Origin of the sequence: Pseudomonas izuensis (assembly GCF_009861505.1) — a bacterium.
Taxonomy (GTDB): Bacteria; Pseudomonadota; Gammaproteobacteria; order Pseudomonadales; family Pseudomonadaceae; genus Aquipseudomonas; species Aquipseudomonas izuensis.
The window spans coordinates 92327-106496 of sequence record NZ_WTFT01000049.1 but is presented as its reverse complement, the minus strand read 5'-3'; the positions used below and the strand labels follow the sequence as shown (position 1 = coordinate 106496).

At 60.4% G+C, this 14170-nt stretch carries 12 protein-coding genes; 2 read left to right on the top strand and 10 right to left on the bottom strand.

Annotation, left to right across the window (positions count from 1 at the left end):
- Nucleotides 1–350: 350 nt before the first annotated feature.
- Complete coding sequence (locus GPL81_RS29120; protein WP_160109535.1) at nucleotides 351–983, bottom strand: response regulator; 633 nt, start codon at nucleotides 981–983, stop codon at nucleotides 351–353.
- Nucleotides 984–1016: 33 nt separating this feature from the next.
- Nucleotides 1017–2378: a cache domain-containing protein gene (locus tag GPL81_RS29115; RefSeq protein WP_160109534.1), complete on the bottom strand. Its 1362-nt coding sequence runs from the start codon at nucleotides 2376–2378 to the stop codon at nucleotides 1017–1019.
- Nucleotides 2379–2766: 388 nt separating this feature from the next.
- On the opposite strand from GPL81_RS29115, the gene GPL81_RS29110 reads away from it, so the two are divergent.
- Complete coding sequence (locus GPL81_RS29110) at nucleotides 2767–4824, top strand: carbon starvation CstA family protein (RefSeq protein ID WP_160109533.1); 2058 nt, start codon at nucleotides 2767–2769, stop codon at nucleotides 4822–4824.
- 14 nt (nucleotides 4825–4838) lie between these two features.
- Nucleotides 4839–5036, top strand: coding sequence for a YbdD/YjiX family protein (locus tag GPL81_RS29105; protein WP_096510549.1), 198 nt, complete (start codon nucleotides 4839–4841; stop codon nucleotides 5034–5036).
- A 76-nt stretch (nucleotides 5037–5112) separates the two neighbouring features.
- Here the strand turns inward: GPL81_RS29105 and GPL81_RS29100 are convergent, their stop codons facing one another.
- The 8 genes from GPL81_RS29100 to GPL81_RS29070 form a co-directional block, all read right to left on the bottom strand.
- Nucleotides 5113–6738, bottom strand: a complete 1626-nt coding sequence (locus GPL81_RS29100; RefSeq protein WP_160109532.1) for a methyl-accepting chemotaxis protein — start codon at nucleotides 6736–6738, stop codon at nucleotides 5113–5115.
- A gap of 358 nt (nucleotides 6739–7096) precedes the next feature.
- Nucleotides 7097–7780: a GntR family transcriptional regulator gene (locus GPL81_RS29095; RefSeq protein ID WP_160109531.1), complete on the bottom strand. Its 684-nt coding sequence runs from the start codon at nucleotides 7778–7780 to the stop codon at nucleotides 7097–7099.
- Nucleotides 7781–7805: 25 nt separating this feature from the next.
- On the bottom strand, nucleotides 7806–8510 hold the full coding sequence (locus tag GPL81_RS29090) for a FadR/GntR family transcriptional regulator (RefSeq protein WP_160109530.1): 705 nt from the start codon (nucleotides 8508–8510) through the stop codon (nucleotides 7806–7808).
- Between the two features lie 54 nt (nucleotides 8511–8564).
- Nucleotides 8565–9878, bottom strand: coding sequence for a C4-dicarboxylate transporter DctA (locus tag GPL81_RS29085; protein WP_160109529.1), 1314 nt, complete (start codon nucleotides 9876–9878; stop codon nucleotides 8565–8567).
- A 239-nt stretch (nucleotides 9879–10117) separates the two neighbouring features.
- A complete protein-coding gene (locus GPL81_RS31175) occupies nucleotides 10118–10258 on the bottom strand; it encodes a hypothetical protein (protein WP_178122635.1) in 141 nt (46 codons plus the stop codon).
- A gap of 249 nt (nucleotides 10259–10507) precedes the next feature.
- Nucleotides 10508–11815: an OprD family porin gene (locus tag GPL81_RS29080; protein WP_160109528.1), complete on the bottom strand. Its 1308-nt coding sequence runs from the start codon at nucleotides 11813–11815 to the stop codon at nucleotides 10508–10510.
- A 72-nt stretch (nucleotides 11816–11887) separates the two neighbouring features.
- The gene (locus GPL81_RS29075) at nucleotides 11888–12460 is read right to left on the bottom strand and encodes a PPC domain-containing DNA-binding protein (RefSeq protein ID WP_160109527.1); all 573 of its coding nucleotides are present in this window, start codon (nucleotides 12458–12460) and stop codon (nucleotides 11888–11890) included.
- 123 nt (nucleotides 12461–12583) lie between these two features.
- Nucleotides 12584–14161: an aldehyde dehydrogenase (NADP(+)) gene (locus tag GPL81_RS29070; protein WP_160109526.1), complete on the bottom strand. Its 1578-nt coding sequence runs from the start codon at nucleotides 14159–14161 to the stop codon at nucleotides 12584–12586.
- Nucleotides 14162–14170 lie beyond the last annotated feature (9 nt).

Sequence of the window (14170 nt, the reverse complement as noted above, 5' to 3'; positions counted from 1 at the left end):
ACCCACCCCGCCCCCAAAACCCCCCCCCCGCCACACCGCCTCCAATCAGTCGATCCGAGCCGCCTTCAGCGACTACAGGTTGAGCCGAGGTCGCGGCGAAGGCGTTCACTGCGAAGATCGAGAAAGCGATGCTGAGGAGGGTTTGGCGTTTCATGATCGTGTGCTCCAGGGTGTTGTCGGTGGGTATGGAGCAGATGTTACGCCGCACAGTTTTTAAGAGAACTTCATTGAGTCAATGGTGACTATTGATGCGGTCAATGGATGCACGGAACCGCTCTATGTAGGAGCCGGCTTGCCGGCGAAGGCGATCTCAAGGGCGCCTTCGCCAGCAAGCCGGCTCCTACAAGGGCCTATCGGGAAATGATCCCGTGATCGATGGCGTATTTGACCAGGGCGGCAGGCTTGTCGATGTTGAGCTTGCGACGGATGCTCAGGCGATGGGTTTCCACCGTGCGTACACTGATGTCCAGTTCCCGGGCCATTTCCTTGTTGTTCAGGCCCTGGGCCATTTTGTACAGCACCTGGCTTTCCCGGGGCGTCAGCTCGTTGTCGGTGCTTTTGTCGGCGATCAGCCGCTGGGCGATTTCGGCGCTGTAGAAGGTGCCACCGCTGGTGATGGCTTCGATGGCTGCAATGATTTCCCGTGACGGGGCATTCTTCAGCACATAGCCGCTGGCCCCGGAGCGCACCGACTCACTCACGTACTCGTAGTTATCGTACATGCTCAGTACCAACACCTTGAGTGAGGGGTACTGGCTACGCAGCACCCGGGTCAGCTCCAGGCCGTTCATGTCCCGCAGGCTGATGTCGACCAGCAGCAGGTCCGGCTGGCAGCGCCCGACCATCTCGATCGCCTCGGCGCCGCTTTCGGCTTCGCCCACCACTTCCAGGGGCGCCATGACGGACAGCAGTGCCTTGATTCCGTCACGGACCAGGGAGTGATCGTCGACCAGAGCGACGCGGATCGGGGAGGGCAGGTTCATGGCAGGCATTCACTCTTGTTGTTTTGGACGGCGTCAGCGTTTGCCGCCGGGCAGTTTCATTGGCAGCAGAACGTCCAGTTCACTGCGTCCCGGCATCGAAACCAGATCAAAGCGGCCGCCAAAATGTTCGACGCGTTCGCGGATATTACGCAGGCCAATGCCCGCGTGGCGACGTTCGACCTGGGCGACGTTGAAACCGATACCGTCATCGACCACGGTCAGGCGCACGTTGTCTTCAGAACCGTGCAGGGTAATGGAAACGTTTTTGGCATGGGCATGACGTTCGATATTGGTCAGGCCTTCCTGGACGATGCGGAACAATGACACCGCTGCGCCATCGACCAGATGGCAGTCGAATTCATTGTCGTTGTAGGTCACCGTGAGCCCGCTGCGCTGCTCGAATTCCGCGGCCAGTTGGCCGATGGCCGCTTGCAGGCCGAGGGTGTCGAGCAAGGATGAGCGCAGGTCGTGGGACAGGCTGCGAACTTCGCCGATGGCTTCGCCCAAACGTTCGGTGGCGTCCCTTAAAATGCCCAGGCCCTTGTCCTGGCCATTCTCCAGTACATGGCTGGCCAGTTCGAACTGAAACTTGATCGACACCAGCACCTGGCTGATGCCGTCGTGCAACTCACGGGAAACCCGCGAGCGCTCTTCCTCTTGTAGGCTGACGATGCGTTGGGTCAAGCGCTGCAGTTTCTTGTCCGCCAGGCGATGCTCGCTGACGTTCAGGGTCATGCCGGTGGCAAACACGAACAGCACCGCCACCAAGGCGACCACGGCAATCGCCATCATCGTCTTGCGGATGCCCGTGGCCACTTCGGCGCGGGCCTGCTGGGTCGCGCGTTCGACGTCTTCAAGGTAAATGCCGGTGCCGAGCATCCAGCCCCAGCGATCCAGCATCACCACGTAGGCGAGCTTGTCGGTCACCTGGCCGGAGGATGGTTTGTTCCAGGCATAGCGTTGAAAGCCTTCGCCCGATTGCGCGCTTTTGAGCAACGCCTGAATCACCGGCAAGCCGTGCGGGTCTTTCATGTCCCACAGGTATTTGCCCACCAGCTCCGACTGCCGCGCGTGCATCAGGCTGCGGCCTTCGTGGTCGTAGACGAAGAAGTAGCCGTTGATGCCAAAGCTGAGCTTGCGCAGTTCCTCCAGCACCTGTTGCTGGGCGTGGGCGTCACCGTGGCCGTCGTCGTATAGCGGCTCGATCAGGCTTTTCGCCATTTCCACGTAGTTTTTCAGTTCCGCGCGCTTGCTCGCCAGAATGCTGTCTTCGATCAACTGCGCCTGTTGATCACCCAGTTGACGGTTCAGGGAAATCACCAGCGCGCAGATAACGGCAATGGCCAACACCAGCGGCAGAATCCCGAGGGCGACGATCTTGTGTTTGAGCTGCATCAGTGCTCCTGGCCGGAACGAGGGATGGCGAAGGCCCGGCATCATATGCCAAACATACGCCCGCGCTGTAGCGCTGCTGGACGGAATGACGGGTGGGTGGGGTGTCTATGCAAAACCCGTAGGAGCAAAGCTTGCTCGCGATGGCGGTGTGTCATTCGACAATGATGGTGACTGACACACCGCTATCGCGAGCAAGCTTTGCTCCCACAGGGTTTTGTATTTTCCAGGAAGGATCAGCGTGTTCTACGTAGAACTACGTAGACGTCACGTACGTAGTAACGCGGATTTATTTGTGGACGGCATGCGCGGATATTGGGCCAGCTCCGCACCGCGGACACAATTATAAAAATTACCGCCGCAGTCACAGGCTGTCGGCAGGAGACCCTCTATGCCCCGTCTGGCTAAACACCTCGCCTGGTTTGCCGTGGCTGTTCTGGGAGCGTTTGCGCTGAGTGTCGTGGCCCTGCGCCGCGGCGAAGCGATCAACGCCCTCTGGATCGTCGTCGCAGCCGTCGCCATCTACCTGGTTGCCTACCGTTACTACAGCCTGTTCATCGCCAATAAAGTGATGCAGCTCGACCCCAATCGAGCGACTCCCGCTGTGCTCAACAACGATGGCCTGGACTACGTACCGACCAACAAACACGTGCTCTTCGGTCACCACTTCGCGGCCATCGCCGGCGCGGGGCCGCTGGTCGGCCCGGTGCTGGCGGCGCAGATGGGCTACCTGCCCGGCACGCTGTGGCTGATCGCCGGCGTGGTGCTGGCCGGTGCCGTGCAGGACTTCATGGTCCTGTTCATGTCCACCCGCCGCAATGGTCGCTCTCTGGGTGACATGGTCCGTGAAGAAATGGGCCGCATCCCCGGCACCATCGCGTTGTTCGGCTGCTTCCTGATCATGATCATCATCCTCGCGGTGCTGGCGCTGATCGTGGTCAAGGCCCTGGCCGATAGCCCGTGGGGCATGTTCACGGTGATGGCGACCATCCCGATCGCGATGTTCATGGGCATTTACATGCGCTACATCCGTCCGGGCCGCATCGGTGAGATCTCGGTGATAGGCGTCGTATTGCTGCTGGGTTCGATCTGGCTGGGTGGGCAGATTGCCGCCGATCCGGTATGGGCCAAGGCCTTTACCTTTACCGGTATCCAGATTACCTGGATGTTGATCGGTTACGGTTTTGTGGCGGCGGTGTTGCCGGTGTGGCTGATTCTGGCACCCCGTGACTACCTGTCCACTTTCCTGAAAATCGGCACCATCGTCGCCCTGGCCATCGGCATTCTGGTGACCATGCCGGAGCTGAAAATGCCAGCGCTGACCCAGTTCATCGACGGCACCGGGCCGGTGTGGAAGGGTGGCCTGTTCCCGTTCCTGTTCATCACCATCGCTTGTGGCGCGGTCTCCGGTTTTCACGCGCTGATCGCGTCTGGCACCACGCCGAAGTTGCTGGCCAGCGAAGGTCACGCCCGTTACATCGGTTACGGCGGCATGTTGATGGAATCCTTCGTGGCGATCATGGCCATGGTTGCTGCCTCGGTGATCGATCCGGGCGTGTACTTCGCCATGAACAGCCCGGCCGCCGTGGTCGGCGCCGATGCGGTTGCCGTCGCGCAAACCGTCAGCAGCTGGGGCTTTGCAATCACCCCCGAAGCGCTGCAAGCGGTGGCCCACGACATCGGTGAAACCACCATCCTGGCCCGTGCCGGCGGTGCGCCGACCCTGGCGGTCGGCATCGCGCAGATCCTCCACCACGTCCTGCCGGGTGAAAACACCATGGCGTTCTGGTACCACTTCGCGATCCTGTTCGAAGCCCTGTTCATCCTGACCGCAGTGGACGCCGGTACCCGTGCCGGGCGCTTCATGCTGCAGGACTTGCTCGGCTCTTTCGTGCCGGCGCTGCGCCGCACCGAATCCTGGACCGCCAACCTGATTGCCACTGCCGGTTGTGTGGCCATGTGGGGCTACCTGCTGTATCAAGGCGTGATCGACCCGTTGGGCGGCATCAACACCCTGTGGCCGCTGTTCGGCATCTCCAACCAGATGTTGGCCGGCATCGCGCTGATGCTTGGTACGGTGGTGCTGATCAAAATGAAACGCCAACAGTATGTCTGGGTGACCTTGCTGCCGGCGGTCTGGCTGCTGATCTGCACCACCACCGCCGGCTTCATCAAGCTGTTCGACGCCAACCCGGCGATCGGCTTCCTGGCGTTGGCGAAGAAATACAGCGATGCCCTGGCCAATGGACAGGTGCTGGCGCCGGCCAAGAGCATTGACCAGATGCAGCACGTGATCTTCAACGCCTACACCAACGCCACGCTGACCGCGCTGTTCCTGTTCGTGGTGTTCAGCATCCTGTTCTTCGCGCTCAAGGTCGGCGTCGCCGCCTGGGGCACCAAGGAGCGCACGGATAAAGAAGCGCCATTCCAGGCAGTACCAGAGGCCTGATTGAGGACTGCAGCATGTTCAATGACCTGAGTCGCCTCGGCAAATACCTCGGTCAGGCCGCGCGCCTGATGGTGGGCATGCCCGACTACGACAACTACGTCGAGCACATGCACAGCAAGCACCCGGACAAGCCGGTGATGGACTACGAGGCGTTCTTCCGCGAACGCCAGGAAGCCCGTTACGGCAGCAAGGCGGGGCCGAAGTGTTGTTGAGTCAATAAAAAAACCGGCTGAATAAGCCGGTTTTTTTAACTCTGTGTTACGTCCTCATCTATGCCGTGCCAGCCAGCTACAGGCTGAACCGCTGCAGAATACCTCCCAGCCCATCGGACATTGCTTTGAGCTCTTGGGTTGTTCGCACGATCCCGCTTTGGGCGGCAGCGTTCTCTTCTACGCTTTGCGCCACGCGTTCGACGTTGCTGGCGACTTGCTCACTGGCTGCGCGCTGTTCCTGAAGCGACAACGAAATGAAACTGACGGCCGCAATGGATTCGTCCAGTGCGCCCTTGATCTTGCTCATGGATTGCCCAGCGCTTTCGACCAGTTTCTGGCCATGGGTTACACGCTCACAACCGGCGGACATGCTGTCCTTCGCTTTGACCATCCCGTTTTGTATGGCATTGACCAAGGTTACGATTTCTGTGGTGGATTGCGCGGTGCGTGCGGCCAGACTGCGGACTTCATCGGCGACCACGGCAAAACCACGGCCTTGTTCACCGGCGCGTGCCGCTTCGATGGCGGCATTGAGGGCAAGGAGATTGGTTTGTTCAGCGATACCCCGAATCACTTCGACAATCAGGCTGATATCCTTTGACTGGATCGCCAGTTGATCGATGTCGGATGAGCTTTGCGCAACCAGACCGGCAATCTGTCCCATCTCCTCGATGGAGGCGTGCATGATCGCCATGCCTTCACCGGTGATTTCGCCGGCTTTCTGTGCGGTGCTTTGGGCCTGTCGGGCATTGTCGGCGATGTGATTGATGCTCACGGACAGCTCTTCTACCGTGGCTGCCATGGAGGAGGCGGTCTCGCTTTGCAGTGCGGCGCTGCTCAGTCCCTGCTCCGATGACGCAGACAATTGCAGCGTGGCGCCTTCGATTTGTTCGGAGGCCTGGCTGATCCTGCCGATCATATCGCTCAGGCTGTGGCGCATCGTTTGGACGGAGTGCAAAACGCCCGTCGATGGTCGTTGTCGATCACTGTGCGTGTGAGCCAGGTTTCCGTGAGCAATGTTCGAACTGATCGAAGCCAGTTCTGCCGGTTCAGCGCCGAGCTGGCGACTCAACATCCTGGAGAAGAACAATGAGTAGCCTGCGCCCGCAATCAGTGCCAATGCCAGAATCAGCACGCAGAGTTGAAGATTGGAGGCGTAGTGGGCCTGGTTGAGTTCGAACTGGTTCCTGGCTTCCACCAGTTGAACTTCGATCAACTCGGAAAACTTGTCGGATAAGGGGTCGATCAGCTGATACAACTGGTCGGTCGCGAAGCGCGCGAGACCCGCGTCGTCGTTCTGGCGCAGCACGCCCTGCAATTTTTGCAGTGGCCCGCGGGTGGCTTCCATCAGTGGGTCGATTTGCGCGATCAGCCGTGTTTCTGCGGCAATCAGTTGCGTCGATTTATAGGCCTGCCACGTCTGTTCGATTTCCTTTTGGGCCTGCTCGATCCGGCTCAGTGATTCCGCTTTGGTGAAGTTGCCGTTGCGCGCCTTGTGGGTGGCGTCAACGATGTTCACTGCATACAGATCGGCGATTTTTTTCAGGTCCCGCAGCGGGACGACGCGATCGAGGTAGACGGTTTCCAGGCTGCGTACGGCGGATTGCATGCCCTTGAGTCCAAGGCCACCAACACAGAGTAATCCCAGCAGTAAAGCGCTGGTCAGCAGTAGAAGATGAGTCCTGATTTTCCAGCTTTCCATCGTCCGGTCTTCCTAAGTCAACTAGTTCAGTTAGTAATCGAAGGGGTAGGGGCTGTTGTTTTTATGCACTAAAGGCATATTGACATCATGTACTGTACGGACGAAAAAAGTCGCCGCTTTACCGGCGAGAAATTACGAATTCGCGACGTTTGACAGAATGCGCTGAAGGAGTCTTCTGACCGGTGCCGCAGGTTGGGCACGGTATCAAGGCGGGGGCGAAGTGTTGTTGATTGACCACAAGACCTGTAGGAGCGAGCCCTGCTCGCGATGAACGCAAGGACAACGCGTGTCCCCAGACAGTACGCTTTATCGTTGACGCCCATCGCGAGCAAGCTCGCCCCTACAGTTGTTTTTGTGCCTACATGGCAATGCGCTTTTGCCGCAGGGCTATGGGGGAATTCAGCAACATCCCCTCGAGATGATCCAGGTGTCGGCTTAGCAGGGTTACAGCCATCGCCGCCTCTCGACGTTCAATCGCATCCAGCATCCCTTCGTGTGCCTGCCAATCGCAATAGCCCTCGACCTGCGCGTCAAACTGCGCGATCGCCAGGGATGTCAGCGGTACCAGGCTATCCAGAAAATGCGCCAGCGGTGCATTCCCCGCCAGCTCTGCCAACGCCAGATGAAACTCACCTGACAGCCGAAGCGCCTGGCCGCGCTCGCAACAGTGGCGTTCGTTTTCGATCATTGCACGCAGGCGTTTCAGGTCTTGAGGACGCTGACAGGCCAGGCGCACCAGCGTGGTCTCGACCAGCCGCCGGGCATGCAGGGTTTGCCGGGTCTGTTCGGCACCGGGTGCCGCGACGCGAGGTCGGTGGTGGGTGCGCAGGATGATGATTTGCTGATGGGACAGGCGCGTCAGCACGCTACGAATTTCACTGCGCCGAGCACCGAACATCTGTCCCAGGCTGTCCTCGGTGAAGCGACTGCCGGGCAGGAGGCGCTGGTCGAGGATGGCGTCGAAGACCCGCGAGTAGAGATCATCCGCCGACAAGGGGAAAGGCAGGTCAACAAGAGTTTGCGGTGACGCGAAGCTGTTCATGGCCTGTCTCCAGTTCCAAGAGGGTTCAACGGCTGAGGTTGTCGTCCGGAATGTTCAATTCGATGCCCATCCGCTGGCCTTCGCGCAGAATGTGACGGCGCATCTCGGCGCTGGCCTGGGCGCTGTTCTTGCTGCGGATCGCGCGGACCACGGCTTCGTTTTCGTCGAGGCGCTCAGCCAGATGTTCGGGTGAGTTGCGCAACACGTCGGCGCTTTGCTTGAGGGCATTGCTGGTCTGCTGTACCACGCTCTGGAAAATCGGATTGGAAGTCAGCGTGAACAGCTCTTCGTGGAACGCGATGTAGGCGTTGACTCCGGCTTCGCTGTCGCCGGCTTCCAGGGCTTCACGCATGTCCATCAGCGTCAGGCGCAGTTGCCCGACTTCCTTGCTGCTGATCGACTGCGCCACCAGGCCGACAATAAACGGCTCAAGGGTGTAGCGCAGTTGCAGTACATCTTCCAGGCTCGCGCCGGCCACCGCGCTGTCGTGACTTTGGCTGTCGCTCAGATTGGCATCCAGCACCACCACGCCTTTGCCCGGCATCGAACGCACCAGTCCGAGGGTTTCCAGCACGATCACCGCTTCGCGCAGGCTCGGGCGGCTGATGCCCAGTTGCTCGGCCAGTTCACGCTGGCCCGGCAACATATCGCCGGAGCGCCACTGACCACGGGCCAGGGCGGCCCGAAGTTTTTCTACCACTGAATTGACGACGGTTGACGAGGTAATCACTGTTCGCTCCAAGTCGCGATAAATGTGCCCGCCCGTGGGGCAGGCACAGTCTGTTTAAAATTCCTGCTGATGCGCCGGGACACCCGGTTTTCTCGGCTGGAAGGTATACCCCACCTGACCGGAAAGCACTTTGTTTGCCCGCTGGACATCGATGTCTTTTTCCCAGCGGGCGATGGCCACTGTGGCGACGCAGTTGCCGATCAGGTTGGTCAGTGCCCGGCCGATGCCCATGAACCAGTCCACTGCCAGCACCAACACCAGGCCGACCACCGGAATCGCCGGGATGGCCGTCAGTGTCGCCGCCAGAATCACCAGCGCCGAACCGGGAATCCCGTGGGCGCCTTTGGACGTGATCAGCGACACCAGCAGGATGGTCAGCAGGTCGGTCATGGCCAGCGGTGTGCCGGTGGCATTGGCGATGAACACAATGGCCAATGTCAGGTAGATCGAAAAGCCGTCCAGGTTGAACGAGTAACCGGTTGGAATGACCAGGCCGACCGTCGAACTGCCGATGCCCAGATGTTCGAGCTTGCGCATGATTTGCGGCAGTACGGCGTCGGAGGAGGCGGTGCCCATGACGATCAGCAATTCCTCGCGCAGGTATTTGAGCAAGGGCCACATCCGCAAGCCAGACAGGCGCATCACCAGGCCGAGAATCAACGACACGAACGCCACGCAAGTCAGGTAAAACAGGCCGACCAGGCTGCCCAGATGCTGCAGCGAGTCCAGGCCATATTTGCTGGTAGTGAAGGCAATTGCGCCGAACACACCAATCGGCGCCAGGCGCACGATCATGCCCATGATGCGGAAAATCACATGGCTGAGCTCATTGATCAGCCGTGAAATGCCTGACGCCGCTTCGCCCACCAGATTCAGGGCACTGCCGAACAGCACCGAAAACAGCAGCACCTGCAGGATGTTGTTGTCGGCGAACGCACCGATGACCGAAGTGGGGATCAGGTCCATCAGGAACTGCGTGGTGGTGTGCATATGCTGGCTGCGCTGGGCGATGTCGCCCATATCGGCGGCGGACAGCTGATCCAGATGAATGTTGGCGCCGCTGCCAATGCCTGTACTGAAGGCGAACACCAGGCCTATCACCAGGGCAACGGTGGTCAGCACTTCAAAGTAGATGACCGATTTCAGGCCGATGCGTCCAACCTTCTTCAAGTCGCCGGCGCCGCTGATGCCGCTGACTACCACGCAGAACACGATCAGGCCGATGAGCATCTTGATCAGTTTTATGAAGCCGTCGCCGAGCGGTTTGAGCTGGGCGGAATATTCGGGAAGGGTCAGCCCGCAGACGATGCCGAGCACCAGTCCGAGAACCACTTGAAGGAAGATTGAACGCGAGCACCATTTGAGCATGGGAGGAATCCTGGTCGGTGTCCTGGCAGCCGTGCGCAACGCGCATCAACATCAGGACTTAATTATTGTGGTCTTACCGGTATGTCCAGTGCAGGCGCAGTTTAGGCTGGGATTTTGGGTGATTACAAGGGGGAATGGAAAAATTGGCATGACCGGTCTGACCAGTTGATTTCGTCAAAACGGCTTTGGGAGGTCAGCGCGAACGCCGAAGATCGATACAAGGGGCGTAGGGACTATTGTCAGCCATTGATCCAGGCCGCTCGACGATCCGAATCATCGTCTGCACGATCAGCCACCTTGGCCTTGTGAATCAGGCGACAGAGGATCGCAACGATTGCGACTGCCAGCAGTGGCCAGTAGATCAGGGCTTTCAGGAACATGGCGTTTCCTCATACGGCAAACACGTTTCATGAACGCCGGCGTCCTTCCAGCAGAGAATCGGTTTGATTATCGTACGCTTTCATGACAATGCCGAGTGAGTAACCGAAGCACCGTAAGTTCTGTGGGAGCGAGCCTGCTCGCGAAAGCGGTGTGTCAGGCACTAGAAATGTCGAATGTGATGCCGTCTTCGCGAGCAGGCTCGCTCCCACAGGGAGTTACGATTATTGCGGATTGCTTGTCGGGTCGAATCAGAGCAGGGGAATGCTGTAGCTGACGATCAAGCGATTCTGGTCCTGATCCCGGGACGCCTGGCTGTGGGACTCACCGTTGCGCCAGCCGAACCCGAGCCCCTTGAGCGTGCCGGATTGCAACACGTAGTCGAGGCTGATGTCCCGTTCCCATTCCTTCTGCGTCGAACCGGTCGTGGTCTTGATGTTGTCGCCGCTCAGGTAGATGACCGAAGCCTTCAGGCCCGGCAGGCCGAGGGCCGCGAAGTCGTAGGCGTATTGGCCGAACGCGGTGCGCTCGCCGGCGCGGGTGAAGGTCTGGATCAGGCGGTCGGTGTACAGGTACAGGCTGGCGCCCCCGGCCCCTTTGTCCGGCAAGCCGCCCTGATTGAGTTGGGTGAAACCGCTGCCGCTGGACACACTCTGGTAACCGGCGGTAAAGGCGTGGGCACCCAGGGCGTAAGTCAGCGCGGCGCTCCAGGTGCGATTGTCGATCTCGCCATCATTGCCCTGGGTGTAGCCGCTGATCCGGTAGCCGGATGTGCCACTGCTGTTTTTACCCGACGCATCGGTATTGAAATAACGCAGGTCGGTTTTCAGCGATTGATTGTCTGCGATTGCCAGTACGTGGATCAGGCCGAAAAACTGTTGGGTGTAGTAGTCGTCCAGGTGCGCGTAGTAGTACTGCGCGGTCAGGTCCCTGGTCACTTTCCAATCGCCGCCGGCGAAATCGAATCTATTGCTCTCCCGGGTACCGCCAGTGGCCGCCAGGCCGGTTTGATCGCTGGAGCCGCGGCCCGTCGCGTGCTCGATGCGCCCGCCGATGAGGGTCAGGTCCTTGAACTCGCTCGACGTCAGTTGGCCGCCTTCGAAGGTCTGCGGCAACAGCCGACCGTCGTTCGCCACCAGGATCGGCAGCTTCGGCATCAGCGTGCCCAGGCGCAGTTCCGTTTTCGACAGTTTGACCTTGCCGGTCAGGCCCAGGCGACTCCACTCATCGACGGCGCTGTTGTCGCTGTCGGACGGAATCATGCTGCTGCCGACGTGGCGCCCCTTGCCGCTGTCCAGCGTCACGCCCATCAGGCCCAGCGCGTCGACACCGAAGCCGACCTGGCCATCGGTGTAGCCCGACTTGTAGTCCAGCAGGAAACCCTGCGCCCATTCTTCGGTCTTCGAAGGGGCGGCGCTGCCGTCGCGGTTATCGTTATTGAAATAGAAATTCTTCAGGCCCAGGGTGGCTTTGCTGTCACTCAGGAAGTCTGCCTGTGCCTGGCCGCCAAGCACGATGCCGCCCAGTGCCAGGGTTGCCGCTATGTGTTTACTGCTCATGTAGATCGCCCGTTTTTTATCGTTGGAAGTGGGGAGCTCCCACCGTGATGGTGGGAGAGGCAGCTGTATCCGTTAAATACCCAGCACGTTGGCGCCGATGCACGGGTCGATCCCGCGTTCCAGGCGACGGGGGTGCACGATGACGGTGATTTCCATCGAGCCGGTGGTGACCTCGAAGTCGAGGATGTGGCCGCCATAGGCCTGGAATGTGCTGTCGCCGGCTACGCCGTGCATATGAATCGAAGGCTGGTCGTTCTTCCACGCCACGGAGCCGGTGATGCTGGCCATCTCGACGCTGTTGAAGACCCTGGCGTCGAAGTCTTTTTTGTCCTTGTTCCAGAAGCCGAACTTCACGTTGCCGAAACCGATGCCGCTGATCGAGGCACTGGGGATTTTTTCGGCGATGGCCAGTTTGGTCAGCTCCTTGAAGGCGTTGTCACCCATGCGCAAGACCATGAGATAGCCGGTGGCGGTTTTGGTGTAGCGCGGGGTGGCTTCGGTTGCGCATTGCATGGGCGTGGTCGTCGCGGTGGGCGTGGTGTCGGCCAGGGCCGATTGGGAGAGACTCGAACTGATCAGGACGCTGGCGCTGATGGCCAACATCATTTTGGACAGGCGCTGTTTCGGTTGACGTTGCACTTGCATGGGACTTCCTCTGTTGTTGTTTTTGTAGGGATGAAGCGTTTTTTAGGCGCAGCGTTGCCCGGCGCCTGTGGGAACAGGCGCGGCTGTTATGGGATTAACAGTGGGCGTTGAGTGGTCGCAGGCTTACAGTGCTTCGCGACTCATGACACCGTCCAGCAACCGGGCAATGCCCAGCGGGTTGGCATTTTTCAGCGCATCCGGCAGCAGGCTGTCGGGGCAGTTCTGGAAGCACACCGGACGCAGGAAACGGTCGATCGCCAGGGTCCCCACCGACGTGCCTCGCGCATCGGACGTGGCCGGGTAAGGGCCGCCGTGGACCATGGCATCGCAGACTTCAACCCCGGTGGGGTAGCCGTTGAACAGCACGCGCCCGACTTTTTGTTCCAACAGGGCCAGGACATCACCCAAGGTGTCGAGCTCGGTGTCTTCCACCATCAGGGTCGCGGTCAACTGGCCGCGCAAGCCGTGCAGGGCCTGGATCAATTCGGCGTGGTCCGCCACTTCGACGACGATGGTGGTCGGGCCGAAGACTTCCTCCTGCAACAGTTCGTCACCGTTGATCAGCAGGCTGACATCGGCCTTGAACAGTTGCGGCCGTGCCTGGTTGCCTTGTTGTTCGGCGCCCGCCAGGCGGGTCATGCCGGGATGAGCACCGAGGTTTTCCAGGCCGTGGCAGTAGCTTTTCAGCGCGCCGCTGTTGAGCATGGTTTGCGCCGGTTGCTCGGCCATCACGGCGGTAAAGCGTTCGAGGAATGCCGAGAACTCCGGCGAGCGGATACCCAGCACCAAACCCGGATTGGTGCAAAACTGCCCGGCACCCAGCACCACCGAAGCGGCCAAATCTGCAGCGATCTTGTCGCCGCGTGCCTTGAGGGCTGCGGGCATCAGCAGCACCGGGTTGATGCTGCTCATCTCGGCGAACACCGGGATCGGCTGCGGACGGGCCGCCGCCATGTCGCACAGCGCCCGGCCACCGCGCAACGAGCCGGTGAAGCCCACGGCCTGAATCGCCGGATGCTTGACCAGCGCCTCGCCGACGCTGCCGTAGAGCATGTTGAACACGCCCTTGGGCATGCCGGTCTGCTCGGCGGCGCGCAGGATCGCGCCGGCGACGCAGTCGGCGGTCGCCATGTGGCCGCTGTGGGCCTTGAACACCACCGGGCAACCGGCGGCGAAGGCCGCGGCGGTATCGCCGCCGGCGGTGGAGAAGGCCAGCGGGAAGTTGCTGGCACCAAACACCGCTACCGGACCCAGGCCGGTGCGGTATTGGCGCAGGTCAGGGCGGGAAAGGGGTTGGCGTTCTGGCAGCGCACGGTCGATGCGCGCACCGTGGAAGTCACCGCGACGCAGGGTCCTGGCGAACAAGCGCATCTGGCCGCTGGTACGCGCCCGTTCGCCTTGAATGCGACCGGTGGGCAGGGCGGTTTCCCGGCAGACCAGGGCGATGAAGGCGTCATCCAGCACGTCCAGTTCGGCGGCGACGGCATCGAGGAATTCGGCGCGGCGTTCGGCCGACAGATGACGGAAGGTCGGGAAGGCACTGGCAGCCGCTTCGGCGGCGGCATTCACTTCCTCCACGGTCGCCGCATGGAAACGATAGGGCAGTGCTTCGCCGGTGCTGGCATCAAAACTTTGCAGGGTGGTGGTGCCGTTGGCGGAACGGGTGCCGGCGATGTAGTTGTGGCCTGAAACTTCAAACATGGGAACTCC

Coding starts and splice junctions, on each gene's coding strand:
- GPL81_RS29075 (WP_160109527.1), bottom strand. CDS start 12,460: ATGCAAGTGCAACGTCAACCGAAACAGCGCCTGTCCAAAATGATGTTG.
- GPL81_RS29120 (WP_160109535.1), bottom strand. CDS start 983: ATGAACCTGCCCTCCCCGATCCGCGTCGCTCTGGTCGACGATCACTCC.
- GPL81_RS29110 (WP_160109533.1), top strand. CDS start 2,767: ATGCCCCGTCTGGCTAAACACCTCGCCTGGTTTGCCGTGGCTGTTCTG.
- GPL81_RS29080 (WP_160109528.1), bottom strand. CDS start 11,815: ATGAGCAGTAAACACATAGCGGCAACCCTGGCACTGGGCGGCATCGTG.
- GPL81_RS29100 (WP_160109532.1), bottom strand. CDS start 6,738: ATGGAAAGCTGGAAAATCAGGACTCATCTTCTACTGCTGACCAGCGCT.
- GPL81_RS29070 (WP_160109526.1), bottom strand. CDS start 14,161: ATGTTTGAAGTTTCAGGCCACAACTACATCGCCGGCACCCGTTCCGCC.
- GPL81_RS29095 (WP_160109531.1), bottom strand. CDS start 7,780: ATGAACAGCTTCGCGTCACCGCAAACTCTTGTTGACCTGCCTTTCCCC.
- GPL81_RS29115 (WP_160109534.1), bottom strand. CDS start 2,378: ATGCAGCTCAAACACAAGATCGTCGCCCTCGGGATTCTGCCGCTGGTG.
- GPL81_RS31175 (WP_178122635.1), bottom strand. CDS start 10,258: ATGTTCCTGAAAGCCCTGATCTACTGGCCACTGCTGGCAGTCGCAATC.
- GPL81_RS29085 (WP_160109529.1), bottom strand. CDS start 9,878: ATGCTCAAATGGTGCTCGCGTTCAATCTTCCTTCAAGTGGTTCTCGGA.
- GPL81_RS29105 (WP_096510549.1), top strand. CDS start 4,839: ATGTTCAATGACCTGAGTCGCCTCGGCAAATACCTCGGTCAGGCCGCG.